The organism is Neoluteolibacter marinus, assembly GCF_014904755.1.
Lineage (GTDB): Bacteria > Verrucomicrobiota > Verrucomicrobiia > Verrucomicrobiales > Akkermansiaceae > Haloferula > Haloferula marina.
Genome location: NZ_JACZFQ010000021.1, coordinates 55,715 through 81,575 on the forward strand (window position 1 = coordinate 55,715; position 25,861 = coordinate 81,575).

Here is a 25,861-nt window from a genome sequence, read left to right on the forward strand (position 1 = left end):
GCGCGGTGCGGCAATCAATGACGATATTCCCTGCTCTTGCCGCAGGGCCACGGCGGACCTAGAAACCGGCGTGCCGACCATCCATCCGACCGCCCAGGTTTCATCCGAAGCCGAGATTGCCGACGACGTCAGCATCGGCCCCTTCTCGGTGATCGAGGGTCCGGTGAAGCTTGCTGCCGGCGTGAAAGTCGGCGGTCATGCCCTGGTCACCGGCCGCACCCACATCGGCGAAGCGAGCGATATCGGCTGGGGTGCCGTGGTCGGAGCCGACCCGCAGGATCTCTCGTTCGATCCGTCCGTGGACTCGGGCGTGATCATCGGCCCCCGCAACACCCTGCGGGAATACGTCACCGTCCACCGCGGGTCGAAGGCAGGGATGCACACCGTCATCGGCGAGGGGAATTTCCTCATGATCGGGGTCCACCTCGCCCACGACGTGAAAATCGGGGATGGCAACATCCTCGCCAACAACGTGCTCCTCGGCGGCCATGTCACGATTGGCAACAAGGCATTCCTCGGCGGCGGCTCCGGCTACCACCAGTTCATCAAGATCGGCGACCTCGCGATGATCCAGGGCACCTCGGCGGTGAGTCAGGATGTGCCGCCCTTTTGCACCGCCCACGGGCGGAATACCCTCGCCGGCCTGAACACCGTCGGCATGCGCCGGGCGGGATTCGACGCCGCAACGCGGGCGGCCGTGAAGCGTGCCTTCCAGCTGATCTTCCAGTCCGGAAAGCTCCGCAAGGAGGCCCTCGCCGAGGCCGCTGTGATCGACTGGCCGGAAGCCGCGCGGCGCTTCCTCGACGCGATCGCCACGCCGTCGAAGAAGGGCGTGATGAGCCCGTGATCTAACGGACCACCATGATCCCGTCGCAGATCGCCTGGGCGACCGTCTGCTGGTAACTCGCCCCGCGGCATCGCCCGCGCTCCGTCGGGTTGCTGAGGAAGCCGCACTCCACCAGCACAGCGGGCATCTTCGTCTTCATCAGCACCGTCAACTGGCGCCGCTTCACCCCGCGGTTGCGCGTCCCCAGCCGGGATGGCAGCCGCCGTTGGATCGCCCCCGCCAGTTTCATGCCGGTCGCCCCCCAGCAGTAGGTCTCAACCCCGCGGAAGCGGGTGTTCCGGTGAGCATTGTAGTGAATGCTCACGAACACCGAGTTCCGGTAGCGGTTCGCGATCGCCGCGCGCGAGGCCAGTGAGACGAACACATCGCTGCGCCGCGTCATGACCGTCTTCATTCCCTTCTTCTTCAACAAGCGCTCCAGCCGCTGGGCCGTCGCGAGCGTCAGGTGCGACTCCCGGATGCCACCCCAGTAGGCGCCCTTGTCCTTGCCACCGTGTCCGGCATCGATGATCACGGTCGTATACCGTGCCGCGTCCGCGGTGGTTCCCCACACCAGAAGGGCCAGGATCCACCCGAACATCCATCGGGACAGGGAGGAAAACCGGTTCGCGTCGAAACACTTCCTCACGCGCCCTGTCATACGGAATCCCGTAAGATCACTCAACGTCTTTCTCCTCGGCGGCTTCGCCTACCTCCTCGCCTTCCGCCTCGATCTCGCGCTGGACCTTCACGGGGAGGAAAGGTCTCACCACCAGCCCATACAAGAGATAGGCGCTGAATAGCACCGCGGGCATCACGTAGTGGAAGCGCACGGTGACGATCAGGACCACGGCCGCCACCACGATCAGCAGCGGCGTGCCACGCGTCCGCCAGCCGACCTTCTTGAAGCTCGGGTATTTGACCTTGCTCACCATCAGCAGCGACAGGCCCAGCATCGCACCGCCCAGCAAGTACTTCCACGCGCCCAGGTTGCGGTCGGTCTCGTTGAAATAAATCACCAGGTAGGTCAGCGAGGAGATGAAGCCGGCCGCCATCGGGATCGGCAGGCCGCTGAAGTCGGTCGTCCGCCCGGGACGCGGGGGCATCGCCGCGATGCAATTGAACCGCGCCAGCCGGATCGCCCCGCACAACACGTAGATGCACGCCAGCACCCAGCCCAGCCCGACCACCGATTCATCAAGCGGCAACAGCACCGCCTTGGCCATCAACATCGACGGCGCCATGCCGAAGGAGATCACATCCGCCAGCGAGTCGAACTCCCGGCCGAACGGAGAATCCTGGCCGCCGAACCGCGCCAGCCGCCCGTCCAGCAGGTCGAAGATGCACGACGCGAAGATCAGCAGGATCGCCTTCTCGTAGTAGGGCTGCGCGGCGGCGAAATCGTAGCTCGCCGAGGTGGTCGCGACGGAGATCCCCTTGAAAATCGTCAACACCGCGAAAAACCCGCAGGCCAGGTTGCCCGCCGTCATCAGGTTCGGCAGCAGGTAGATTCTCGGTTCGTCGGGGTCTCGCTCGCGGGCCATACGGCCGAACGTTGACCGAAAGCACAGTCCTGAAACAGGCCAAAATCAATGCGGGCATTCTGCAGTCCGCCGCCCTTGCCACCGTGCATGCCACCATTATCGTCCGGGCGTGGAAACCGACCCCATCGCCGCCGACACTCCCATGGGCCGCATCATGGACGCCTACCCCGGCGCCCGCCGCGCGCTGTTTTCCCGCTATCATCTCGGCGGCTGCCAAAGCTGTGGTTTCTCCGACACCGAGACCCTCGCCGAGCTCTGCGCCCGGGCCGGCGATCTCGATGTCGAGGAAGTCCGCGCGCATCTCGTCGCCAGCCGGCAGCACGACGAGTCGATGATGATCTCCCCGGCCGAGCTCCGCGCCGAGCTTGAATCATCCTCCCCGCCCCTGCTCCTCGACACCCGCACCAGGGAGGAACACGACGCGGTCAGGATCGCCGGCGCCGTTTTCCTCGAGCAGGACCTGCAGCAACAACTCTTCGCCGGCGACCCCGGGCGGCGCATCATCCTCCACGACCATTCCGGCCGCCACGTCCTCGATACCTGCGCCTGGTTCCTGGGCCACGGCCTCAAGAACACCCGGGCCCTCCGCGGCGGCATCGACGCCTGGAGCCTTGAAATCGACCCTGCTCTGCCGCGCTATCGCATCGAGATCGACTGATCGACTTCCTCCCGCATCAGGGAAAAGCCTTGCATCCGGCGCATTTCCGTCTATCAGCACGCCGCGTTGGCTGCGGCCGACGGGGCCAATCGACGGTCCCAGCCCTTTTCCGGTCTTCATCGATGAGAGATGGTTCGGGGATCCCACCTGATTGCTCATCGACACCGCCAGCCGCCGGATCCCCGTGCGGGCAGGCATCCCACATATGACCCCGACATCGTTCGAGGCGCTGCCCCTGGCCGCGCCCCTTCACCGCGTCCTGCGCGAGCTTGACTACACCGTTCCGTCGCCGATCCAGGCCCAGGCCATCCCATTCCTGTTAGAAGGCCGCGACCTCATCGGTTGCGCCCAGACCGGCACCGGCAAGACCGCCAGCTTCGCCTTGCCCATCCTCAACGCGCTTCACGAGCGGCCGCAACGGCTCAGCCCGAAAAGCGCCCGCACCCTGGTCCTCACCCCGACCCGCGAGCTCGCGGTCCAGGTGGCGAAGAGCTTCACCACCTACGGCAAGCACATCCGTTTCCGCCAGACCATGATCTACGGCGGCGTCGGCCAGAACCCGCAGGTCAATGCCATGCGCGGCGGCGTCGATGTCCTCGTCGCCTGCCCCGGCCGCCTGCTCGACCTGATCGAACAGGGCTTCGTGGATCTCTCCGGCGTCGAGTTCTTCGTGCTCGACGAGGTCGACCGCATGCTCGACATGGGCTTCCTCCGCGACGTCCAGCGCATCGTCGCCATGCTCCCGAAGAAGCGCCAGTCGCTGTTCTTCTCCGCCACCCTCGCTCCGAACATCGTCCAGCTGGCCCACAGCATCCTGCAGGATCCCGCCCAGGTCACCATCCAGCCGGAAGTCACCACCGCCGAGCGCATCGAGCAAAAGGTCTGCTTCGTCACCAAGGACTCGAAGCGGCCGCTGCTTGAACAGCTCCTCGCCGAGCAGTCGCGCGCCGAGAGCGCACGGCTCACCATCGTCTTCAGCCGCACCAAGCATGGCGCCAACAAGCTGGCCAAGAGCCTCAGTGCCGCCGGCTTCCAGGCCGACGCGATCCACGGCAACAAGTCGCAGGCCCAACGGGAAAAGGCGCTCGAACGCTTCCGCAAGGGCCTGACCCCGGTGCTGGTCGCCACCGACGTCGCCGCCCGCGGGGTCGACGTGAAGGACGTCGGCCTGGTGGTCAATTTCGACCTGCCCAACGAGCCGGAGGCCTACGTCCACCGCATCGGCCGCACCGGCCGCGCCGGTGCCGACGGCCTGTCGGTGTCCTTCTGCTCCGACGAGGAGTTCGACTACCTGCGCGACATCGAAAAGACCATCCGCATGTCGGTCCCCGTCTGGGAGGGTCACGACCACCACCACGCCGGTTTTGCCGAACGCTACGCCAAGGGGGGCCGCGGTGCCCCGCCGAAGCGCGTCCAGCAAGGCCGCGGTGGTAACCGTGGCCGCGGCGGGAATGGCGGTGGCGCCCCGGGCGGCGCCGGAGGTCAGGGCCGCCGCGGACGCAGGCCGTCCCGCTCGGGCCGCTGAACCCCCACCTGTTCTTCCAAGAGGCCGCTCGGAGATCCCGCGCGGCCTCTCCGCATCCGGGGGGCCGGCGATCTTGCCGCTTGACGTAACGAGGATACTCATAACGAATATTTTCGTCATGAGCAATGTCGTCGCCTTCGCCCGGGCGCTCGCGGATGAAACCCGCTGGCGCATCGTCCGTCTGGTGATGGATGAGGCCCTCTGTGTCTGCGAACTCGCGGACATCCTGGAAATGCCACAGTCGACGGTCTCCAGCCACGTCCAGGTCATCCGCAAGGCCGGCCTGCTGGAAAGCGAGAAGCAGGAGAAGTGGACCTATTTCCGCATCGCCCGGCCTCAGCTCCGCCTCTTGCGGAGCATCGCCAGCGCCTTCGGCGACGGCTCTCCGGCAGCCGATGTGGAGAAAATGACCCGCCGCCTGGCGGAACGGGAGGACTCCTGCTGCCCCGCTCCGAAGAAGCTCAAGCGCCCCCGCAGAACCAACGCCACTCCATGAAGCTGTCCGAACTCAAGTCCCTGCTCCGCGAGCACGCCGACCGCCATTTCCGCATCCGACTGCCCGACGGATCCGCCGTGCCGGTGTCGTTCCACGTCACCGAGGTCGGCCGGGTCCAGAAGACCTTCCTCGACTGCGGCGGCACCTTGCGCGAGACCCTTACCTGCCAGCTCCAGATCTGGGTCGGCGAGGATTACGACCACCGGATCGAGACCGGAAAGATGGCCTCGATCCTCGACAAGGCCGCGGCCTACCTGCCCGACGAGACGATCCCGGTCGAAATCGAGTACGAGGACCGGGTGATTTCCCAGTACACGGTGGAAGGTCACGACCTGACCGGTGAAGCGGTGATCCTCAACCTGGCCCACAAGCACACCGAGTGCCTCGCCCCGGAGCTGTGCGGGCTGCCCGCCATCAACCGCCTGCCGGCCATCGGCGGCAAGGCCCCCTGCTGCGGCCCCGACGGCTGCTGCTGATCATGAAAAAAGCGCTGGCGGAATTCCTCGGCACCTTCGTCCTCGTGTTCGCGGGCACGGGAGCGATCGTGATCAACCAGGAAACCGGTGGAACGATCGGTCATGCCGGCATCGCGCTGGTCTTCGGTCTGGTGGTGATGGCGATGATCTACACTTTCGGGGACATCAGCGGCGCGCACCTCAACCCGGCGGTCACCTTGGGCTTCGCGGTATCGCGGCGTTTCGAATGGAGCCAGGTGCCTCTCTTCATCGCGGCCCAACTGGCCGGTGCGTTCGTCGCCAGCGGCCTCCTGAAGGGGCTCTTCCCGGGGCCCGGATCGCTGGGCGCGACCCTTCCGGCCGGCACCGTGCAACAAAGTTTCATCCTCGAGGTCGTGCTGACCGCCATCCTGATGCTGGTGATCCTCAGCGTCTCGACCGGTGCCAAGGAAAAGGGCATCACCGCCGGCATCGCCATCGGGGCGGTGGTCGGCCTTGAGGCGATGTTCGCGGGGCCCATCTGCGGTGCATCGATGAATCCCGCCCGCTCGCTGGCACCCGCCGTTGTGAGCGGCCACCTCGAGCACCTCTGGCTTTATCCCGTCGCCACCGTCCTCGGTGCCCTGGTCGCCGTACCGCTCTGCAGCGCCCTGCGCGAGCCCGGCTGCTGCGGCGGCAACTGCTCCAACTCATGAAACCGACCGTACTGATTCTCTGCACCGGCAACTCGTGCCGCAGCCACATGGCCGAAGGCATTCTCCGCGCCGCCGCCGGTGACCTCCTCGACGTCCAAAGTGCCGGCTCCAAGCCCGCCGGCTACGTTCACCCGCTGGCGATCAAGGCGTTGGCAGAAATCGGGATCGACATCTCGGGCCATCACTCGAAGCACATGGACGAGTTCCTCGCCGGCGAGGTGGAAACCGTGATCACGGTGTGCGGGAACGCCGACCAGGCCTGCCCCGCCTTCCCCGGCCAGATGAACCGGCACCACTGGGGCTTCGACGACCCGGCCCACGCCACCGGCACGGAGGACGAGCAATTCGCGGTCTTTCGCCGGGTCCGCGATGAAATCCGGCGGGTCTTCGAGGCCTACGCCGCCGGCCGCCGCGACGCGAAGTAACGCCGCTTCAAGCGGTGGCGCCCGGTGGACGGGCGGACCGGCGGATGAGGCGGTTTCATGCGGCGAATGACTCGACCGCTCGCCCGCTCCTTTCCTAAGTTCTGGAACTGCACGCCAGATGCTCGTTGGTGGAAGGCAACCACCGGCCCACTACCTTGCTTCCATGCTCGCCAAGTTCCTCAAACAGCACACCGGCCCGCTGACCGCGGACCTGGTGCAGGAGCCCGGACATTTCGGGCTCGGCAAAGTGCCGCGCCGCCTCAAGCCCGCCTCCACCGTCACCTCGATCTGCGGCTACTGCGCGACCGGCTGCCAGCTGAAACTCCACCTCGACGAGCAGGGCCGGGCCGTCAACCTGAGCCCGCAGGCCGGCTACCCGGTCAACCTCGGCATGGCCTGCCCCAAGGGCTGGCAGGCGCTCGATCCGCTCGATTCCCCGGACCGCGCGACCGTCCCGCTGCTGCGTGATGAGTCCGGCACCCTGCAGGCCGTGACCTGGGCCGATGCCATGGGCGCGTTCACCGGCCGGCTGCAGGCGATCAAGGAGCAGCACGGCCGCGAGTCGGTGGCATTCCTTTCGACCGGCCAGATCCCCTTCGAGGAAATGGCCTTCCTCGGCTGCCTCTTCAAGTTCGGCATGGGGTTCCTCCACGGCGATGCCAACACCCGCCAGTGCATGGCCACCGCGGTCACCGCCTACAAGCAGTCGTTCGGCTTCGACGCGCCGCCCTATTCCTACGCGGACTTCGAGGAAAGCGACGTCATCGTCCTCGTCGGTTCCAACCTGTGCATCGCTCATCCGATCCTCTGGCAGCGGGTGATGCGGAACCGCCGCAATCCCGAGATCATTGTCATCGACCCCCGCGCGACGGAGACGGCCCAGGCCGCCACCCGCCATGTGAAGCTCCAACCGAAGGGCGACCTCGCGCTGCTCTACACCCTCGCCCACTGCATCATCCGCGACGGCCGCACCGATGCCGCATCGATCGAGCGGACCGAGGGAATCGAGGAACTCACCGAGTTCCTCATGGACTACAGTCCCGCTGCGGTCGCCCCGGCGACCGGTCTCAGCGTCGAGGAAATCGAAGCCCTCGCCCGCACCGTCTCGGAACCCGGCAAGCGCGTTTCCTGGTGGTGGACCATGGGCGTGAACCAGTCCTACGAAGGGGTCCGGGTCGCCCAGGCGATGATCAACCTGGCCCTGATCACCGGCAACATCGGCAAGCCCGGCACCGGCGCGAATTCCATCACCGGCCAGTGCAATGCGATGGGATCGCGGCTGTTTTCCAACACCACCTCCCTGGTCGGCGGACACGATTTCGCCAACACCGGCCACCGCGAGAAGGTCGCCACGGGGCTCGGCATCCCCTGCGATGCGATTCCCTCCGATCCGTCGCTTGCTTACGACGAGATCCTCGCTGCCGCGGAAGCGGGCCGGATCAAGGCGCTGTGGGTCATCGCCACCAACCCGTTCCATTCGTGGATCGACAGCGGCAAGCTCGCCGCCCTGCGTGAAAACCTCGAATTCCTGGTGGTGCAGGACATGTACCGCACCACCGAGACCGCCCTGGCGGCCGACCTGGTCCTGCCCGCCGCGGCCTGGGGCGAGAAGGAAGGTTGCTTCATCAACTCCGAACGCCGGATCGGCACCCTCAAGGCGGTGCGCCGCGCCCCCGGCGTGGCCCTCTCCGACTTCCGCATCTTCCGGCTGATCGCCGGGGCCTGGGGCTGCGGCGACCTGTTCGCCGGCTGGAAGGACCCGGAGTCCGCGTTCAAACTGCTGCGCGACCTGACCAGGGACCGTCCCTGCGACATCACCGGCATCGAGGGCTTCGAAATGATCGACCGCCTCGGTGGCATCCAGTGGCCCTATCCCGCCGGGAGCCCGACCGTGGAACCGGCCCTTGACACGGAGCGGAGGCTTTTCGAAGACGGAAACTACTACACGCCCAGTGGCAAGGCCAGGCTGCTCTTTTCTCCGCCGGCCCCGCTACCGGAAGCCCCCGACTCCACCTTCCCCTTCCTGCTGCTCACGGGACGGGGCACCAGCAGCCAATGGCACACCCAGAGCCGGACATCGAAGTCCGACATCCTGCGCAAGCTCTACCCGCACGATGCCTACATCGAGATCCATCCCGACGACGCCACCCGCCTCTCGCTCAAGGAGCACGACACCGTCACCGTCCGCTCGCGCCGCGGCGTGATGAATGCCGCCATCTACATCGCGCCGACCGTGCAGCCGGGACAGCTTTTCCTCCCGATGCACTATCCCGAGGTGAACCGGCTCACCCATCCGTCGTTCGATCCCCACTCGCGCCAGCCGAACTACAAGGCCTGCGCGGTTTCCCTGACCAAGATCCGCCGATTTGCCGATTGAGGCGAACCGCTTGCCAGCCGAGGTTATCCCCATGACCCGCGCCGTCATCCACGCCCTCTACACCTCGCCCGGGCATAACTACTTCGGCCACCATGGCCAGCCCTCCGGCGACCATCCGGTCGAGGAGCACGACTCGGTCGAACTCGTTGCCGGCAAGGGCATCCCGGGTGACCGCTTCTTCGGCTGGAAAGACGACTACAAGGGCCAGGTGACCCTGATCGACCGGGAGGTGATCGAGGCGGTCCGCGAGCACGCCGGAAACCCCGATCTTCCGGCCTCGGCCTTCCGGCGCAACGTGGTGACCTCCGGCATCGAGCTGAACCGGCTGGTCGGCCGTGCCTTCCGCCTCGGCGACACCTTGCTGGAAGGCACCCAGAAGTGCGCGCCCTGCTACTGGATGGACGAGGCCTGCGGCAAGCCCGGCACGGAGAAGCTGATGCACGACCGCGGCGGGCTCCGTTGCAAGATCCTCACCGGCGGCCGACTCGGTCTCGGCGAGGTCGAGTTCGCGACCTAGACTTCGCCGCGGGCGATCCGGCACAGCAGCTCGGCACCTTCCTTCAGCTTGTCGTCCGGCACGGTGTAGCAAATCCGGAAATGGGTGTCCTTCTCGCTGAAAACATTCCCCGGGATGATCAGCAGGTTGTTCGCGATCGCCTTTTCAACGAAACTGCTCCCGGTGAATCCGTCGGGCGCCTTGGCCCACAGGTAGAACGCCCCGTCCGGAGGTCCGAGTTCGAAGCATTCGGAGAGAATTCCCACCATCAGGTCGCGCTTCGCCCGGTAGGCGTCGATGTAGGGCTCCAGCACCACCTGCGGGCATGCCAGGGCCGCGAACTGGGTCACCGCCGGAGCACAGACAAAACTGTACTGCTGCACCTTCGTCATCGCCTGGATGACGTCCGCCGGGCCGCAGGCATACCCGAGCCGCCAGCCGGTCATCCCGAAGGCCTTCGAATGACCGCCGAGCATCAAGGTGTCCTCGTAAACCTCGGCCATCGAGACCATCTCGACGTAGGCGAACTTGCGGTAGATTTCGTCGCTGATCACCAGCAAGCCGTGCTTGCGGCAAACTGCAGCCACGCCCTCGAGCTCGCCCCGGGAAAGGATCCGCCCGGTCGGGTTGGCCGGTGAGTTCAACAGCAACACCTTCGTCCGCGGCGTGATCAACGCTTCCAGCTTGGCCGGGTCGATCCCGAACCCGGAGTCGTAGGTATCGAGGTAGACCGGCGTCCCGCCGAACAAGCGGACGAGGTGCTTGTACATCACGAAGTAGGGATCCGGGATGATCACCTCGTCGCCGTCCTCGACCAAGGCGAGCAGCGCCAGGAACAGGCCGCCGCTCACGCCCGAGGTCACGAGAAGCTCATCCGCCCCCCATTCCCGGCCGGTGAATTCCTTTTCCTCGGCGATCAGCTGCTCGCGCAGCTCGGCGATCCCCTGCGTCGGCGTGTAGGTGTTCTTCCCGGCATCGATCGCCTCGTGGGCAGCCTTCTTCACTTCTTCCGGAACGTCGAAGTCCGGCTGGCCGATCGAGAGGTTGATCGGGTCCTTCAGCTTCTTCGCGAGGTCGAAGACCTTGCGGATTCCGGAGGCATCGATGCGGCTGGTACGTTCGGCGAGTCGGCTCATGATCGTGTTTCCTGTTACGTGCCAATTGCCGCGGCGGATGGCGAGCGCGATTCCCGGCTCACCACTCGTCGTGGAGTTCCTGCTTCACCCGCCGGCGTTCGGCGCGATGCTGGATCTGGCGCTTCTGCTTCGGGGTGAGCTCCTCCCCCCGGTCCCGCCACGAACGGCCGGTGTCCCCGGCCATGATGCAGCCGAGCGGACGGATCTCGGCGACGATCTCCGCCAGCCCGAACTCGCGGATCTGCTCCCGCACCCGGGCCGCATCCTTGTAGGCCAGGGGCGTTTCACTCAGATCGGGCTTGCCGCAATACCAGCGGACATCGATGCCCGCGGTGCTGCGCTCGATCGCATGCCGGCGGTCGGCCTCGTCGTGGAAGCGCTTGCGCATCGCGGTGCGGGAGAGATTCCGACCCGCCCCGTGGGGCGCGAAGGAAAGGAACTCCTCCCGGTCGCCGCCGAGGACCAGAAGCACCGGCTCCGCCATATTGAGGGGAATCAGCCCGAGCTGCGGCCGCCCGTCTCCATCCTTCCAGGCGGGTGTCGCGCCCTTGCCGTGGTACCAGGTGTCGCCTCGCTGCCACACGAAATTGTGCTCGTTGCCCACCTCCGCGAAGGAGCGTCCACCGATCCGCTCCAGGAAGCGGCGGTGGATCGCCCGGTGGTTCGCCTTGGTCCAGCGGGCGACATATTGCAGGGCATGCCAGTAGTCGCGGCCGGTGTCGGAGCGGGCATCGAGCCACGCCGCGGCCGCCGGGATGTGCCGGGCCGTGCGGGCGACGTGTTTCTCCGCCGCGATCTGCCCGCGCTTGTAAACGTGGGCACCGAGGCTGCGGGAACCGTGGTGGGTGACCAGCACCCGGTAGCGCTTCCTCGGGGACAAGCCGGCCGCCAACTCGGCGTGCCCGGTCAGGCGCAGCATCGCCAGCATCGCGTCGTCGACAGCCACCTCGCCGAGGTAGGCGAAATGGTTGCCGTCGCCCTGGTCGGCGATCTGCGTCCGGGCGTGGTCGCGCAGCCCGCTGAGGAAGCGGTTCTGCCAGACATCCTCGTCGAGGACCGGATCGTGGATCAGGTCATCCAGGTGCCGGTGCATCGGCCCGAAGCGGGTCGACGACATCAACGCGTCGAGCTCCTTCGCGACACTACTGCGCTCCTCGTAGAAGCTCGCGAACATCGAACAGCAGATGTCCGCCGAGTGGGCCGAGGGAATGATCGCGTTGTCCACCGCGATCGCCCCGCCGACCGGCGTCGCCGCGTGACCGGGCCCCACCGGACAGGCATCCGGCATGATCACCCCGCGGACGATCACCGGGGCCTTGAGCAGCTGGTGCATCTGCCGGCGCACCGCGTCGACGTTGGCCCGCTCGTCCTTGGTCACCGGGACGATCGCCTCCGCCAGCGGCGCCGGTTTCTCGCGCATCACCGATTTCGGCGGCGGCGGACCAACGTCGCGCTTCAACAGCTTGAGGGCATATTTCGCATCACTGATGCCGCGGGACTCGTACTCCGAGACCTTGGCCAACAGCTCGCCGAAGAGCGGCCCCGGGTCGTAGCCGGCGTCGATCAGTTGTTGTTCCGTAAGCAGTTTCATGGTCGGGAAAAGGCAGTGAGGTTCGCCCGCCATTCCGCGGCAGTGATGCCGTAGCAAACCCTGTCGTAGACCTGGTCGCCACGCTTGCAAGAGAGGACCTGGACGCCCTGGTACAGGAGTCCCGCCTTCTGCATCACCCGTCCTGAGGCGGGGTTATGGGCGAAGTGGTAGGAACTGAAGTAGCGCAGGCGAAGCTGGTTGAAACCGTGGCGGATGACCCGGTGCAGGGCCTCGGTGGCGTAGCCGTTGCCCCAGTGCGGAACGCCGATCCAGTAGCCCAGCATCACGTCCCGGGCATCGTCGACGATCGAGATCGCCCCGACGAGTTCACCGGTGGAACGCAGGCAGATCACCCAGGTCGATTTCTTCCCGTCCCGCTGCGCCTGGCAGCATGCCTCGATCCACTCCAGTGCCCCGCCTGCCGGATAGGGATGAGGAATGAGCGCGGTCATCTCCGCGACGCGGCGATCGCTGACAAAGCCTTCGATCGCCCCGGCGTCCGCAGGAACGGGAGGGCGCAGGATCAGCCGGTTGGTTTTCAAAGTCATCGGTTTCATGCCGAGAGTCTTGAGGATTGGAGGGCACGCCATTCCGCGGCGTCGATGTGGAGCGAGAAGCCGGCAACCATGCCCTCGCCGTCGCGGTGAGGGAGCTCCACCGCCGTCGCGTGCGACATGCCGGCTTTCGCCATCACCCGGCCGGATGCCGGATTGATGAGCAGGTGGTTGGCCTCGATGCGGGCCAGCCCGCGATCCTCGAAGCCGAAGCGCAGGAGCGCCGAAAGCGCCTCCGGGGCATAGCCGCGCCCCCACACCCGAGGGCTGTACCAATAGCCAGCGCTGGCGTGGCCGGCGGTCTCTGTCAAGCGGAGGCCGGCCGCCCCGATGAAGGCGCCGTCGTGTCGCGTGAATACCGCGAAACCTCCGATCCCGTTGGTTTCCCAGTTTTCCCGGGCGCGCCCGATCCACTCCTGCGCGTGGTTGGGCAGGTAGGGATGGGGCACCAGGGTCATTTCAGCGATCCGCCAGTCCGAGGCCACCGCCACGATGGCGTCGATGTCCTCTTCTGCGGGTGGTTTCAAGATCAGGCGATCCGTGGTCAGTTTCATGGTGAGTCAGGTTTTGCGCGCATGCCATTCGTCGGCGAACAGCCCGTAGTTGACGCGCTCGTAGTGGATGCCGGCGCGGGTGATCCCGCCTTCGACGATGTTCTCGAACTTCATGCCGGCCTTCGTCATGACCCGGCCCGAGGCCGGATTTCCGGCCATGTGACCGGCGGTGATGTAGAGCAAGCCGAGCTCCCCGAACCCGTGGTCCAGGATCCGGCGCAGGGCCTCGGTCATGAAGCCCTTGCGCCAGAACTTGACGCCGAGCCAATAGCCGGCTTCGGCACTGCAGCGGTCCTCGCGGACCTCCAGGCTGATAACACCGATCATTCCGGGATCGGCCTTCCTCTCGATCGCGAAGGTATGGTTCGAACGATTGGCACGCCCGGCAGTCACTTCCGCCAGCCACTGGTGGGCATGACTGGCGAAATAGGGATGCGGCATCACGCTGGTCTTCAAGGCGACCCTCGGGTCGCCGGCGTGCCGGACAATGGCGGGTATATCCGCCGCCTCCGGTTGGCGCAGGATCAGGCGTTCAGTTTCGAGGGCGGTCGGGGCGATGGTCTTCATTGGTTTGTTAGAGAGAGATTTTTCAAGGATCGGTGAGTTCGAGCCAAACGAAGCGCAGCGCGAAGCCGGCGGTCAGGATGGCGAGGATGAGGGTCACGGTGTCCATGGCGGGAAATCGGGGGAGGAGGCGGACGCCCCCTCCCCCGGGGGTTACTTCTTGAGGAAATCCAGCCACTGCCCGGCAGTGCCGAGAGCGAGGGGCTGGGAGATTCCCCCGTCGGCCTTTTCAAGCGTCTGGAGGAACTTGAGCTGGAGCAGCGCGGGATGGGTCTCGAAGACCCGGGCCGCGTTCGCTAGAGTCCGGATCGCGGCGGCCTCGGCCCTGGCTTTCTCGAGGGCGATCAGCGACTGCTGCCGGACGGTGAGGGCTTCGGTGAAGACCCTCCGGAGATCGCCTCCGATCATCAGGTCCTTCACCGCAAGTCCGTTGACCGCAAGGCCAAGGCCCCCGGCAAAGGGAGCGACCCGGGCAATCAGCTCCGCCGACAGATCGTTCGAGCGGTCGAGCACCGCATCGAGCGCCAGTCCACCGATCACATCCCGCAGGGCGACCTGGACGGCCCCGTAGAGGGTCGCCACCGGATTCGCGGCGGCACCGACATACAGGGCGGGATCAGCGATGTGGTACTCGAGCACCGCGCTGACCTTCAACCCGGCCTTGTCGGCGGTGAGGAACTCCTGGCCGACGACCTGGATCTCCGTCCGGCGGAGGTCGAAGTGTTCGACCTCGTATCCGGATCCGAAGATCCGGTGCCGGCCGGGGCCAAGCGACCGGCAGAGCTTGCCATGCCGGGAGAGCAAGGCGGCCTGATGCTGGCGGACGATCACGGTTGTGACCCAACGTGCCCAGGCAAGCGACGCGAGGAACGCGAGGATCGAGAAGAGGATGAGGTAAAGTATCATGAGATTGAATGGTGGGTGGTGGTCACCGGAGTTGGGCGGGAGAATCCCCGCCCCACCGATCCCGGGCGGGAGGGTCCGCATCGATCCGCTGCCGTGGGCGGCGGCTCGAGGGGCGGCCCTCGCAGGGCCCGTTTGCGGTTGCTTCACGGGGAAGCCGGGGCGGGGATTTCCGTTAGGTTCAGGCGGGATTTGAACCCGCTACCGATCGATTTTCAGTCGACTGCTCTACCAATGAGCTACTGGGGTGAATCGACCTGCCGGTCCGATGTGCGGGACCTGTCCGGGAAGACCCTTCGAGGCCGCATGGATGGTCAGGCCGAGAGATTGAGGAAGTGATTCCAATCAGGGACGTTCCAATGGTTGCGGATACGCTGCGTGGCAGGGACCGGTCGCGGGACCCGGGGCGGCGCGACGAGCTGGAGCCCCGCCTCGGCGGGAGTCCTTGCCCCCTTGCGGGTATTGATCGCCCGGTCGGAGAGCACACAGTTCGTCCATTCGTCGCGCCCGCCCCGCGAACGGGGCAGCACGTGGTCGATGTTCGCCTCCCCCGGGCTGAGCCGACGGCCGCTGTACTGGCAGCGACCGCCATCCCGTTCCCACAAGGCGCGGAAACCGAACTTCGGCCGGTGCACCGGAACGCGGTCGAACCGGGCCAGGACGATGACGGTGGGAATCCTGACCGGTCCGCGGGGCGTCCCCACCACCGCGTCGCCGGATCCCGGCGGCAAGGCGCGCCAGTCATCCCAGCCGAAAGCCTGGATGGAATCGCCGTCGATCCTCAGCGCCCGTGCGGTGGCACAGGCCAGATGGCCGAAGGCCTCGGCAGGCGTGATGGCATCGATGGCAAACCACCGCCGGTTGAGAACCAGGACGGTCGTGCGTTGGAGAATGGGCGTGGTCATGGAGAAGACGGGAGGAAATGAGGTTGACCTGCGGGACTCGAACCCGCCCCGCCGCGTTCACAACGCGGGGTGCTTCCGCTACACCAAGGTCAAATCCGGGGCCGCCGCAAAAAGACAACAGTTCTCCCACGAAACGTGATATGTCGATCGATCCGGAAAACGATATACCGGACGAAAGATCGACTTCCGTATCGGAAAGCCGGTTGCCCGCCGCGTGCGGCGGAAGGAATCAGGGAACGAGGTTCAGAGGGATTTTTGGATCACCATGAAATTGCGGGAAGAAGGTTGAAGTGGAACGAGGAAGCGGGTCGGGAAAAACAAAAAGCCCTGCTTCCGGTTGGAAGCAGGGCTGCGGGAAAATCCTTGGATCTACGCGGCTTTCAGATCTCCGGGAGTCTGATCCTGCTTCTCATTGGCTCCGGTTTGGCGGCAATGGCCATTCCTTCGAAAGACCGGCGGCAACCGGTGTGAAACGCGGAGTCGACCGTGCGGAGCCAAAGCGCCGAAACCTCGGTCATGAGGTCGACGGGGCTTTGCAGCATGGAACGGTGGAGACGCATCGGAGCGGATTGAAGTTGCGGGTAGATATGGATTCACGACCTTGCGGTCAATCCTGATTTTCACAATTCTTCATCTTCATTCAACGGACCTCGCCGTCCACCGTGCGCCGGATGCCAAGCGGATTGTCGTCCCGCAGCTCGTCCGGCAGGCACGAATCCGGGAAGCCCTGCCAGGAAACCGGTCGGACGAACCGGTGGATCGCCATGGTCCCGACCGACGTACTACGCCCATCGGAGGTGGCCGGGAAGGGCCCGCCATGGACCATGCTGTGGCAGACTTCAACGCCGGTGGGAAAGCCGTTGAAGATCAACCTGCCGACCTTCTGCTCCAATGCAGAGACCAGTCCGGCATGTTCCGCCAGTTCCGCATCCGTGCCATGGATGCTGCCGGTCAACTGCCCCTCGAGTTCCGGAATCGCGGCCTCGATCTCATCGATCGAACCACGGACGATCAACGCCGCCGGTCCGAACATCTCCCCCCTCAGGAGGTCTTCCTCGAGGAACCGGCGCAGCGACACGCTGAACACCGCAGGAGCGCCCTGGCCGGTCCCGGCGGGACTCGCGCTGCGCGCCACGGTCTCGACGCCCTCGATGCCGGAGATCGTCTCGACGCCATCGGCATAGGCGCGGCAGATCGAGTCGTTGAGCATGAGTCCCGGAGCGGCGGCCGCCACCAGTGACTTGAGCTTGTCCATGAACACCAGCCCCTTCCCTTCCGGCAGGAAGATCAAACCGGGATTGGTGCAGAACTGGCCCGAACCGAGCGTCAGCGATCCGACGAACGCCTCGGCGAGAGCCGGCTCGCCGCGTTCAAGGGCTCCCGGCAGGATCACGACGGGGTTCACGGAACTCATCTCGGCGAAGACGGGGATCGGTTGCTCGCGGTTTGCCGCCAGGTTCATCAGCGCGATGCCACCTGCGCGTGAACCGGTGAAGCCGACCGCCTGGATGGCCGGATGCTGGACCACGCTGGCCCCGACCGTGCGGCCCCCTCCGTAAAGCAACGAGAAGACCCCCTCCGGCATGCGAGTTGCCAGCGCCGCCCGCATCACCGCCGCACCGACGATTTCCGCCAGGCCCGGGTGAGAGGCGTGGGCGATGACGACCACCGGGCAGCCGGCAGCGAGCGCCGATGCCGTGTCCCCGCCGGCGACCGAGAAGGCCAGCGGGAAATTGCTGGCACAGAAGACCGCCACCGGACCCAGCGGGCGCAGCATCGAACGGATGTCGGGCTTGGGCAAGGGCTGGCGGTCCGGCTGGGCCTGCTCGATGCGCGCATCGACCCACGATCCCTCCTCGATCAGCGAAGCAAAGAGTTGGAGCTGCCCAACCGTCCTTCCGGTCTCGCCGCGCATGCGGGCGTCGGGCAGGCCCGTCTCAAGGGTCCCCCGCTCCGCGATGTCGTCGACCATGCCCTCGATCTCCCCGGCAATGGCCCGCAGGAAGCCGGCCCGCACCGCGCCGGGCAAGGCCGAGTAGGCGGGGAAAGCCTGACGGGCGAGTTCGACCGCGCGCTCCACTTCTTCCGTCGTCGCGGCGAGGTAGGGAGGTTCGAGCCGGGCATTGCTGGCGGGATGGACGGCATGGCCGGCCACCGTGGTGCCGGCACCGCGGGAAAATCCGATGATGGACGAGCCGAGGAGTTGGGATTTCATGAACGGGACAAAAGGCGTGGAGGCAGCGGACGCAAGGCGGGATTCGATCTCAGACCGCCGGGGCCGTGGCGATGGCCTTTTCGATGATCGCCGTGGCTTCGGCGAGCTCCTCGCCCACCAGCTCGAGGCGCGGAGGACGGACCCGGTTGTTGCCGAGCGTGCCGCCGCTGGCGAGGGTCTGCTGGAGTTTGATCAGCTGCACGAACTTGACCACGGTGTCCATGCGCAGCATCGGCAGCATCCAGGTGTAGATCGGCATTGCTTCCTCGATCTTGCCCGAGGTCGCCAGGTCCCAGAGCTTGATGTTGTGCTTCGGGAAGGCGCCGCCGACGCCGGTGATCCAGAACTTCGCCCCCATGGCGGCTCCCTCGAGGGCGCAATCGTCGACCCCCACCCCGAGGACCAGGCGATCCCCGCACACTTCCCGGATCCCGGCGACGCGGCGGGCGTCGGTCGAGGATTCCTTCACCGACTCGACGTTCGCGTGCTCGTCGGCGAGTTCCTTGATGTGCAGCGGCGTGAAGTCGGTCTTGTACGCGACGGGGTTGTTGTAGATGATGCAGGGCAGGTCGGTGGCCGAAATGACCGCGGACATGTGCGTCTTCATCTCCCGCCAGTCGGAGGCGTAGAGATAGGGCGGCAAGACCATCAACCCGCGGCAACCGTTGTCCTTGGCGGCCTTGGCAAGGTCGACGGCCTCCTTGGTCGAAAGGGCCGCGATCCCTGGGATGACGGGCGTGTCGGGCAAGGCGTCGGTGTAAGTCTTCTGCAAGGCGACCTTTTCCTCGAAGGAAAGCGTCGCCCCCTCACCGAGCGAGCCGTGGGCGATGATGGCGCTGCAACCGCTGTCGGCGAGCCACTTGCCGTGCTCCGCCATCAAGGCGTGGTCGATGGTGAGGTCGGCGTTGAATTGTGTGAGGGTCGCGGGCATGACGCCCTTCCAATGGATGCTCATGGTCTTGTTTTGTTAGAGAGAAGAAGGAATCCCGTGGCGGAACGGATCGGCGGGATCGAAGGAGTAGCGGGCCTCGCCGGTGATCCACGCCCGGCCGGTGACCTTGGGGAGCACCTTGCCGTCGGGAAGCAGCTGGTAGGTGCCGGTGAAAACCGTGTCGAGGATGCCGGCCTGACGCCACGGCTCGCCGGGCGCGAGCTTCCCGTCGGCATGGAGGCAGGCGAGCTTGGCACTGGTCCCGGTGCCGCAGGGCGAGCGATCGTAGGCCTTGCCCGGGCACATCACGAAGTTCCGGCTGTCGGCAATCGCCGGATCCGCGGGTGGACCAAAGCTTTCGACGTGGTCGATTTCCATTCCGTTGTCGCCGGTGATGCCCTGGCCAACAAGCGCCTGGCGGACCGCCCAGGTGAAGTCGGTCAGCGCGCCGAGGTTCGCGTGGCAGACTTCGGGTCCCTGGCCACCGATCAGGAAAAACCAATTGCCCGCCCAGGCGATGTCACCGCGCACGGTCCCCCACCCCGGCACCTCGACCTCGACGGAGGCAGCCTTGCGGTAGCTGGGCACGTTGGCGACCGTCACCGAGCGATCCTCATTCACCCGCGCGACCACGACCCCGACCGGCGTGTCGATGCGATGCTCCCCGGGACCGATTTTTCCCTGGTGCACCAGCACCGATGCCAACCCGATGGTGCCGTGGATGCACATGTTCAGGGTCCCGACGTTGTTGAAGAAGATGACGCCGCAACAGCAGTCCGGTTCGTGAGCCTCGCAGATCAGGGCGCCGACCATCGCGTCGTGCCCGCGCGGCTCGTTGCAGACGGACGAGCGGACCCAGTCGAACTCGGCGGCGAAGCGATCCGCTTTTTCCCGCATCGTTCCCGGTCCGAGGGCGGGAGCTCCGCCGACGATGACGCGGGTGGGTTCCCCTTCGGTATGGGAATCGATGACGTGGATGCAGGTCTCGCTCATGGGTTACGGGACCTTTTTAGCATCAGGGTCTAGGCGAAAGCTCTAGCGCCGGCCTTTCAATCCGTATAGCAGTGCAGGAGTAGTCTCGATCGCAACCATGAACCCGGCTGACCGACTCCGCAGATCGTTTTTCGAGAGCCTCGACGGCATGCCTCCGGTCGACAACCTGTTCGACGCGGTGCCGGACATCGTGTTCTTCATCAAGGACGCACAGGGGCGCTACATGGCGGTGAACGAGACGCTGGCGACCCGTTGCGGCCTGCCTAACAAGGAGTCGGCGATCGGCCTGACGGCGGAGGAGTTGTTCCCGCCGCCGCTCGGCGAGGGCTTCGCCGCCCAAGACCAGGAGATCCTGAAAAAGGGGCACGGCATCCGCGACCACCTCGAGCTCCATCTCTACGCCGGCGGCCGCCGGGGGTGGTGCCTGACCTTCAAGGAACCGGTCAAGGCGAAGGACGGCAGGATCACCGGGGTGTGCGGCATTTCACGGGACCTCCACGGTGCCCGCGACCGGCAGGAAGACTTCGCCGCGATGTCCAAGGCGATCGACCACATCCACCGTCACTTCGAGGAGCCTTTGCGGCTCCCGCAGCTCGCCGAGATGGCGGGACTCTCGGTCTATCAGTTCGACCAGCGCATCCGTTCGTTGTTCCACGTCACCGCCGGGCAGTATCTGGTGAAAGTCCGGATCGACGCCGCGTGCGAGCGGCTTTCGAGGACGAACGAAGTGATTGCCCAGATCGCGCTGAGCTGCGGCTACTCGGACCAGTCGGCATTCTCGCGGCAGTTCAAGCAGGCGGTCGGAATCAGCCCGCTGGCCTACCGTAAGAAGATGCAGGCGGGCTGACCGCTAGGAGAAGCGCCCGGGAGCCATCGCTTCGATCGAACGGAACGGCACATCCCCCGTCAGGAGGCCGGTGGCGAGACTGCCGGTCACGGGACCGAGGCTGAGCCCCATCATCGCGTGACCGGTGGCAGCGATCGCATTTTCCACTCCGGGAACCTTCCCGAGATAAGGAATGCCGTCCGGCGACACCGGCCGCAGACCGGCCCAAGGCTGGACGCCCTCGAAATCCGACTCGTTGAACTTCGGGAAGTAGCTGTTCACCGATTTGACGATCCCGCGAACCCGCGCCGGATCGACCGAGAGATCCAGCCCCCCGACTTCCATCGTGCCGGCAAAGCGAAGGCGGCCTCCCATCGGAGTGACCGCGACCTTTGCCTCGACGAAGATCGAGCAACAACGCGGCAACTCCGGCGGACCGGAAAGGGTCAGGGAATAGCCCTTGCCAGCCTGCAGCGGCAACTTCAGTCCCAGCTGGCGCAGCAGACCCGGAGTCCAGGATCCCCCTGCGAAGACGAATTGTCCGCCGGAAAAGCGGTGCCCCCCTCCCGCCAAGGCAGCAACCTTGCCTTGGGACATCTCGACGGACTCGATTTCGATGCCGGAAACCAGCTCACCACCGAGATCGGCCACCCGTCGCCGCATCGAACGCATGAAGCGCGCGGGATCGAGATGACAGTCCTGCGGAAAATGCACCGCGCCGGCCAGGTCCATGGTGACGGATGGATCCAACCGGGCCACACCGGCGGCATCCAGCACCTCGGCATCGATGCCAATCTCCCGGGCGGCTTCCGCCACCGCAGCCTCCTCTTCGAGCCCCTTTGCCGACTTGCACAGCATCAGCATGCCGCGCTGCTCCATGCCGAAGTCATCGTCCCCCCCCAGCTCCACGAACAGCCGGCGGCTTTCGAGGTTCAGGTCGCGCAGCAGCTCGCGGCTGGCCGCGACGTGGCGATCGGTCGAGCTGCGATGGAACAGCCAGGCCCAGCGGATCAGCGCCGAATCGAGCCTCGGACGCACGTAAAACGGGCTCTCGCGGTTGAACATCCAGCGCAAGCCCTTGGGAATCATACCCGGTGCCGCCAGGGGGATGAAGTGGCTCGGGACGATCATTCCGGCGTTGCCCATGGAGCAGTTGTCCCCGCCCTCTTCCTCCCGCTGGACGACGGTGACCCGCAAGCCGCGCTTGAGGGCGTAGTAGGCCGTGCACAGTCCGATCACCCCGCCACCGAGGATGACCACGCGGTCTTTGTCTTGGTTCACTCCGGTCACCTTAACCCGGCCGTCTTGCCGGAGACTCGAGCAATCTCTTGAGAAATCGCGGATCCTTCCGGGCACTGGACAGCCCCAAGGAGCAGGTACATGATCGTCGCGGTTCATGAAGAACGTCGCCACGCTCCTTCTCCTCCTGGTTTCCACCTTGTTTGCGGCCGCCGACCCGCCGCGGATTGCCGTGGTCAGGGTCTCCGACGTATTCAAGCAGCTGGAAAGCACGGTCGAGTCGAACCAGGCCCTGCGCGCCAAGCGGGAGGCCATCAACAAGGACAAGCGGCTCCTCGACTATCAGACCATGTACGCCGACCTGCAGGTCCGCGGGAAACAGTTATCGAAGGGCGGCCCGCAGATCGACCCCGCGACCCGGCAGAAGCTGGAACGCGAGTTCGCCCTCAAGCGCCAGGAGGCCATGTCCCTGCTCGAAGACTTCGAAAGCTACCGCGAGGACCGGAACAAGGAGATCAATGCCGAAATGGTCGCCGGAATGCGCGAACGGCTGGATTTGATCCACTCCACGGCGGAAAAGCTCGCCAAGGAGGAAGGATACGACTGGGTTTTCGACAGTTCAGGCAACTCCAATACCGGGGTGCCTTTGCTGTTATATGCCAAACGGACCAACGACCTGACCAGCAGCGTGCTCCTCGCACTCGGCCAGGTCGACACGGCCACCCACAAAGAAACCGCCGGTGGCAAGGATGCCGCCGATAACCGCTGATCCCCCTCTACCATGGATATCTGGGAATACCTCAAACACCCCTTCACGCTGGGACTCCTGCTGGGTCTGGCCGTTGCCACCGTCGCTTGGAAGTCGGGCTTCTCGGCCCGCCGCCGCCTGGCCAAGGACATTCGCCGCCTGGAGAACGAGTTGCGCGAACTGCAAGGGCACCTCAACACCCAGCTCAAGATCAATGCCCAGGGCAACGAGTCCCTGCAACGGGAACTGGAGGAGCACCGCCGCCAGAACGAGAACCTCCGCGTCAGCCTGGCCACCCTGCAAGCCAAGCCGGGGAAAGCAGAACTCCGGCATTCCCAGATCACCGAGAGCGCCGTCCGGCTGATGCGCGAGCAGGCACCCGGCTTTGCCCCGGCATGGGAAAAAGCCCTGCGCCAGGCCGAAGCCGAGGTCGAGGCCGGCGAGAGCGGCCTGAAGAAACTGGTGCGCCGGGTCATCCCCGGAATCGGCATGGGCAGCGGGAATGCCTCATCGGGATCCCCCGACACGGAGGCATGATCGCCGGACCGGCCGCCGGTTGTGCATTGAAAAATGTCCTTCCCGGCGATTGCCATCCCATGATTGAAAGGCGGAGTCTTCCCTGAACCACCCGCGTCCTCCCCATAACCGCGGTAACAAGATGCCTCAAAGTCCCGACCACGAAATTCTCAAGGTTCTCGATGCGTCCGGCCCGCAATGGTCGGGCTCGCGTGCATGGGAGACTGTCCCTTTGGAGTCGAACTCCGCCGGCGACATTGTCCTGAACGGTCCGGCCTTCGTCTATCGCTGGGAAAATGGCCAGGGCCCGGTGAAGGTGTCCTTCTGGTCACAGCACGAGGGCAGGATCAAGAGCGGCACAGATCACATGCTGGCGATCGAGTCCGGGCTCGGGACGATCCGCCTGCGGGTGCCCGGACGGGATCCGATGGTCATTGGTGCCGTCGAGCCGTCGATCTACCAACAGATCGGCGAGTTGACCATCGAGGCCCAGACCGCGTCCCAGGCCAATCCGGACGATCACTGGTCGCGGAATCTCATGGTCGTCGCCGCCGCGATGAAGCTCGCCGCCCTGACCCGGGAGGCCGCCGTGGCCGCCGGTGCGGCGGAAAAAGGCAGCAGCCGCAACCCGCGGCGCGAGCAGATCGTCACCCAGCTCCACGAATGGTTGCGGCCGAACCTCGAGACCACCGTCAAGCTCGGTGACGCGGCGGAGCATTTGAAGAAAAGCCCGCGACAGCTGATCCGGATCCTCAAGGAGACGACCGGCGCCGGTTTCGCGGAGCACCTGACGATGCACCGCCTCATCCTCGCCCGTTCGCTGCTGATGCGCACCGGCCAGTCGGTGATCGAGATCGCACGCCTTTCGGGCTTCAACAGCCGCGAGCAGTTCATCCGGTCCTTCAGCAAGGCATTCGGCTGGACACCCCTGCAATTCCGGAAGGCCTGGAACCAGGCCTCGATGGGCGATTCCGATCTGACCGAGCTTTGCAAGGTTTCCGAGCGCGAGCCCGTCGAGTGGCTGCCAGCCGGGGAACTGGCCACCAGCCCCGACGACGACCACGAAGGCGAACCGCACACCGTGGTGGTGGCGAACGCCATGCACGAGATCGTCGAGCTGTTCTGGATCACCCCGCTGGGCAAACGGGCACGCATCGACGTCCTCGAACGCGGCGGCATGGTCTTCGTCAACCGCGACAACGGAGGCTCCTGCTGGCTGGTCCGGGTTCCGGGCAGCGGCCGTGAGTTCAGCTTCCGCACGCCCGACGAACACGCCCTCGCAGTCGTCGGCCCCACCCAGACCGGAGCCTGAAACGACAAAGCGCGCGCCCCGGTCGACGGGACACGCGCTTTTAAAGATCGATTTGCCTCTCAGGCGAACACGTCCGTCACCGGTGCGCCCTTATCGGCGAACCTGAACGGACGACCCGACGGCGACATCACCACCAGGTCGTGGGGAAGTCCCAAGGCGTAGGCGATGGTGGCGTTGAAGTCCTGGACCGCCACCGGCTTGTCCTTGACCTTCTCGCCCTTGGCATCGGTCTCGCCATACTTGAACCCGCCCTTCACGCCGCCGCCCGCGAGCAGGCAGCTGAATGCCGCGGGATGGTGGTCGCGACCGTTCTGGTGCTCGGTCTTGATCGTCGGCGTGCGGCCGAACTCGGTGGCCACAACGACCAGCGTGTCCTTCAGGAGACCGCGCTTCTCGAGGTCCTGGAGCAACCCGGCGTAAGCCTGGTCGAACTCCTTGCACCGGCCCTCGACCGCCGCGAAGTTGTCGAAGTGGGTGTCCCAGCCGCCGAGCTGGACTTCCACGAAGCGCACCCCGTGCTCGACGAGTCGTCGGGCCAGCATGCAGCCCTGGGCGAATCGTCCCGAACCGTAGACCTTGCGCACCGACTCGGGTTCATCGTTGATGTTGAAGGCCTTCAGGTCCTTGCTGTTCATCAGCTTGATCGCTTCCAGGTAGAGCTCTTCATAAGCCTTCACGTCCGCATTCTGGTAGCGGCCATGGAACTGCTTGTTGAGCCGGTCCGCCAATGCCAATCGGCGGTCGAAGTCTTCCTGGGAAACCGATCCCGGTTTGTGGGAGTCCTGGAGCCCGTCGTGGGGGCTGCCGATCGGCGCAGCGGCGAATTTGGCACCGAAGAACCCGCCGCCCGAGGTGTCCGGCGACGAATCGATGGCCACGAAACCGGGGATCTCCGGGTTGAGGCGTCCGCCGAGCTTGTTCACCCAGGCCCCGAGCGAAGGATGCTTCACCGTGCCGCGCATGTCGTAGCTGGTGTGCATGATGTAGGCGCCCTGTTCGTGGGCACCCTGCCGCGAGGTCATCGAGTTGATCACGCAGACCTTGTCCATCACCTCCGCGGTCTTGGGCAGGTATTGCCCGACCATGACGTCGGTGGCGCTGGTCGAGATCGCCTCGGTCTTGCCCATCACCTCCTTCTTCTTCTTCGGGTCGAAGGTGTCCAAATGGCTCATGCCACCGGACATGTAGAGGTAGATCACGCTCTTGGCCTTGCCGGCGGCAGAGGACTTGGGCGCGGCCGAGGCGACGCTCGCCCCGAACATCGGCAGCAGGTTCACCCCGAGGTACATCCGCGCGGCATTCGAGATGAAGCGACGGCGGGTGGGTTCGTCGAAGCGGTTGAGATCGTTGGCATTCATTGGTTTTCGGGGAATGGGT

General features: G+C 65.6%; 27 protein-coding genes and 2 tRNA genes. 13 read left to right on the forward strand and 16 right to left on the reverse strand.

Going from position 1 to position 25,861, the window contains the following annotated elements:
* Positions 1 to 70 precede the first annotated feature (70 nt).
* Positions 71 to 847 (forward strand): acyl-ACP--UDP-N-acetylglucosamine O-acyltransferase, encoded by a 777-nt coding sequence (gene lpxA, locus IG178_RS05335; protein WP_343225928.1) that lies wholly within the window; start codon positions 71 to 73, stop codon positions 845 to 847.
* Position 848: 1 nt separating this feature from the next.
* Here lpxA and IG178_RS05340 read toward each other — a convergent pair whose 3' ends face one another.
* On the reverse strand, positions 849 to 1,475 hold the full coding sequence (locus IG178_RS05340; RefSeq protein WP_343225929.1) for an N-acetylmuramoyl-L-alanine amidase: 627 nt from the start codon (positions 1,473 to 1,475) through the stop codon (positions 849 to 851).
* 28 nt (positions 1,476 to 1,503) lie between these two features.
* Positions 1,504 to 2,370 (reverse strand): CDP-diacylglycerol--serine O-phosphatidyltransferase, encoded by an 867-nt coding sequence (pssA, locus tag IG178_RS05345; protein ID WP_193211494.1) that lies wholly within the window; start codon positions 2,368 to 2,370, stop codon positions 1,504 to 1,506.
* Between the two features lie 109 nt (positions 2,371 to 2,479).
* Between pssA and IG178_RS26130 the strand changes: the two genes are divergently transcribed.
* From IG178_RS26130 to IG178_RS05385, 8 genes are all read left to right on the forward strand, one after another.
* Positions 2,480 to 3,028 carry a rhodanese-like domain-containing protein gene (locus tag IG178_RS26130; RefSeq protein ID WP_193211495.1) on the forward strand — a complete coding sequence of 183 codons (549 nt, stop codon included), beginning with the start codon at positions 2,480 to 2,482 and terminating at the stop codon, positions 3,026 to 3,028.
* Positions 3,029 to 3,233: 205 nt separating this feature from the next.
* Positions 3,234 to 4,553 carry a DEAD/DEAH box helicase gene (locus IG178_RS05355; RefSeq protein ID WP_193211496.1) on the forward strand — a complete coding sequence of 440 codons (1,320 nt, stop codon included), beginning with the start codon at positions 3,234 to 3,236 and terminating at the stop codon, positions 4,551 to 4,553.
* A gap of 118 nt (positions 4,554 to 4,671) precedes the next feature.
* Positions 4,672 to 5,049: an ArsR/SmtB family transcription factor gene (locus IG178_RS05360; RefSeq protein ID WP_193211497.1), complete on the forward strand. Its 378-nt coding sequence runs from the start codon at positions 4,672 to 4,674 to the stop codon at positions 5,047 to 5,049.
* Positions 5,046 to 5,525: a DUF6428 family protein gene (locus tag IG178_RS05365; protein WP_193211498.1), complete on the forward strand. Its 480-nt coding sequence runs from the start codon at positions 5,046 to 5,048 to the stop codon at positions 5,523 to 5,525. The genes IG178_RS05360 and IG178_RS05365 overlap by 4 nt, the downstream gene beginning before the upstream one ends.
* Positions 5,526 to 5,527: 2 nt before the next feature.
* Positions 5,528 to 6,199, forward strand: coding sequence for an MIP/aquaporin family protein (locus tag IG178_RS05370; RefSeq protein WP_193211499.1), 672 nt, complete (start codon positions 5,528 to 5,530; stop codon positions 6,197 to 6,199).
* Positions 6,196 to 6,624, forward strand: a complete 429-nt coding sequence (locus IG178_RS05375) for an arsenate reductase ArsC (RefSeq protein WP_193211500.1) — start codon at positions 6,196 to 6,198, stop codon at positions 6,622 to 6,624. The genes IG178_RS05370 and IG178_RS05375 overlap by 4 nt, the downstream gene beginning before the upstream one ends.
* Before the next feature lie 163 nt (positions 6,625 to 6,787).
* A complete protein-coding gene (locus tag IG178_RS05380) occupies positions 6,788 to 9,001 on the forward strand; it encodes a molybdopterin oxidoreductase family protein (RefSeq protein ID WP_193211501.1) in 2,214 nt (737 codons plus the stop codon).
* Positions 9,002 to 9,032: 31 nt separating this feature from the next.
* The gene (locus tag IG178_RS05385; protein WP_193211502.1) at positions 9,033 to 9,518 is read left to right on the forward strand and encodes an MOSC domain-containing protein; all 486 of its coding nucleotides are present in this window, start codon (positions 9,033 to 9,035) and stop codon (positions 9,516 to 9,518) included.
* Here the strand turns inward: IG178_RS05385 and IG178_RS05390 are convergent.
* The 12 genes from IG178_RS05390 to IG178_RS05445 all read right to left on the reverse strand — a co-directional run bounded on the left by IG178_RS05390 (position 9,515) and on the right by IG178_RS05445 (position 19,843).
* Positions 9,515 to 10,633, reverse strand: a complete 1,119-nt coding sequence (locus IG178_RS05390) for a pyridoxal phosphate-dependent aminotransferase (protein WP_193211503.1) — start codon at positions 10,631 to 10,633, stop codon at positions 9,515 to 9,517. The two genes, IG178_RS05385 and IG178_RS05390, sit on opposite strands and share 4 nt — an antisense overlap.
* A gap of 58 nt (positions 10,634 to 10,691) precedes the next feature.
* Positions 10,692 to 12,224: an RtcB family protein gene (locus IG178_RS05395; RefSeq protein ID WP_193211504.1), complete on the reverse strand. Its 1,533-nt coding sequence runs from the start codon at positions 12,222 to 12,224 to the stop codon at positions 10,692 to 10,694.
* The gene (locus IG178_RS05400) at positions 12,221 to 12,781 is read right to left on the reverse strand and encodes a GNAT family N-acetyltransferase (RefSeq protein ID WP_193211505.1); all 561 of its coding nucleotides are present in this window, start codon (positions 12,779 to 12,781) and stop codon (positions 12,221 to 12,223) included. The genes IG178_RS05395 and IG178_RS05400 overlap by 4 nt, the downstream gene beginning before the upstream one ends.
* Positions 12,778 to 13,332 (reverse strand): GNAT family N-acetyltransferase, encoded by a 555-nt coding sequence (locus IG178_RS05405; RefSeq protein ID WP_193211506.1) that lies wholly within the window; start codon positions 13,330 to 13,332, stop codon positions 12,778 to 12,780. The genes IG178_RS05400 and IG178_RS05405 overlap by 4 nt, the downstream gene beginning before the upstream one ends.
* A gap of 6 nt (positions 13,333 to 13,338) precedes the next feature.
* Positions 13,339 to 13,899: a GNAT family N-acetyltransferase gene (locus IG178_RS05410; protein ID WP_193211507.1), complete on the reverse strand. Its 561-nt coding sequence runs from the start codon at positions 13,897 to 13,899 to the stop codon at positions 13,339 to 13,341.
* Between the two features lie 150 nt (positions 13,900 to 14,049).
* On the reverse strand, positions 14,050 to 14,802 hold the full coding sequence (locus IG178_RS05415) for a slipin family protein (RefSeq protein WP_193211508.1): 753 nt from the start codon (positions 14,800 to 14,802) through the stop codon (positions 14,050 to 14,052).
* A gap of 177 nt (positions 14,803 to 14,979) precedes the next feature.
* Positions 14,980 to 15,044, reverse strand: a tRNA-Phe gene (locus tag IG178_RS05420).
* A 69-nt stretch (positions 15,045 to 15,113) separates the two neighbouring features.
* Positions 15,114 to 15,704 carry an HNH endonuclease gene (locus IG178_RS05425; RefSeq protein WP_193211509.1) on the reverse strand — a complete coding sequence of 197 codons (591 nt, stop codon included), beginning with the start codon at positions 15,702 to 15,704 and terminating at the stop codon, positions 15,114 to 15,116.
* A 22-nt stretch (positions 15,705 to 15,726) separates the two neighbouring features.
* Positions 15,727 to 15,797: transfer RNA gene (locus IG178_RS05430), tRNA-His, on the reverse strand.
* Positions 15,798 to 16,344: 547 nt separating this feature from the next.
* Positions 16,345 to 17,919: an aldehyde dehydrogenase (NADP(+)) gene (locus tag IG178_RS05435; protein WP_193211510.1), complete on the reverse strand. Its 1,575-nt coding sequence runs from the start codon at positions 17,917 to 17,919 to the stop codon at positions 16,345 to 16,347.
* Between the two features lie 49 nt (positions 17,920 to 17,968).
* Complete coding sequence (locus IG178_RS05440) at positions 17,969 to 18,874, reverse strand: dihydrodipicolinate synthase family protein (protein WP_193211511.1); 906 nt, start codon at positions 18,872 to 18,874, stop codon at positions 17,969 to 17,971.
* 12 nt (positions 18,875 to 18,886) lie between these two features.
* A complete protein-coding gene (locus tag IG178_RS05445; RefSeq protein WP_193211512.1) occupies positions 18,887 to 19,843 on the reverse strand; it encodes a proline racemase family protein in 957 nt (318 codons plus the stop codon).
* A gap of 97 nt (positions 19,844 to 19,940) precedes the next feature.
* Here IG178_RS05445 and IG178_RS05450 point away from each other — a divergent pair, with 97 nt between their 5' ends.
* Entirely contained in the window at positions 19,941 to 20,690 is a 750-nt protein-coding gene (locus IG178_RS05450; protein WP_193211513.1) for an AraC family transcriptional regulator, read from the forward strand.
* Between the two features lie 3 nt (positions 20,691 to 20,693).
* Here IG178_RS05450 and IG178_RS05455 read toward each other — a convergent pair whose 3' ends face one another.
* Positions 20,694 to 21,950: an FAD-dependent oxidoreductase gene (locus tag IG178_RS05455; RefSeq protein WP_193211514.1), complete on the reverse strand. Its 1,257-nt coding sequence runs from the start codon at positions 21,948 to 21,950 to the stop codon at positions 20,694 to 20,696.
* A gap of 115 nt (positions 21,951 to 22,065) precedes the next feature.
* On the opposite strand from IG178_RS05455, the gene IG178_RS05460 reads away from it, so the two are divergent.
* From IG178_RS05460 to IG178_RS05470, 3 genes are all read left to right on the forward strand, one after another.
* On the forward strand, positions 22,066 to 22,677 hold the full coding sequence (locus IG178_RS05460; protein WP_193211515.1) for an OmpH/Skp family outer membrane protein: 612 nt from the start codon (positions 22,066 to 22,068) through the stop codon (positions 22,675 to 22,677).
* Positions 22,678 to 22,689: 12 nt separating this feature from the next.
* A complete protein-coding gene (locus IG178_RS05465; RefSeq protein WP_193211516.1) occupies positions 22,690 to 23,193 on the forward strand; it encodes a hypothetical protein in 504 nt (167 codons plus the stop codon).
* Positions 23,194 to 23,314: 121 nt separating this feature from the next.
* The gene (locus IG178_RS05470) at positions 23,315 to 24,484 is read left to right on the forward strand and encodes a helix-turn-helix transcriptional regulator (protein WP_193211517.1); all 1,170 of its coding nucleotides are present in this window, start codon (positions 23,315 to 23,317) and stop codon (positions 24,482 to 24,484) included.
* A 59-nt stretch (positions 24,485 to 24,543) separates the two neighbouring features.
* Here the strand turns inward: IG178_RS05470 and IG178_RS05475 are convergent, their stop codons facing one another.
* Complete coding sequence (locus IG178_RS05475; RefSeq protein WP_193211518.1) at positions 24,544 to 25,842, reverse strand: DUF1501 domain-containing protein; 1,299 nt, start codon at positions 25,840 to 25,842, stop codon at positions 24,544 to 24,546.
* Positions 25,843 to 25,861: the final 19 nt, after the last annotated feature.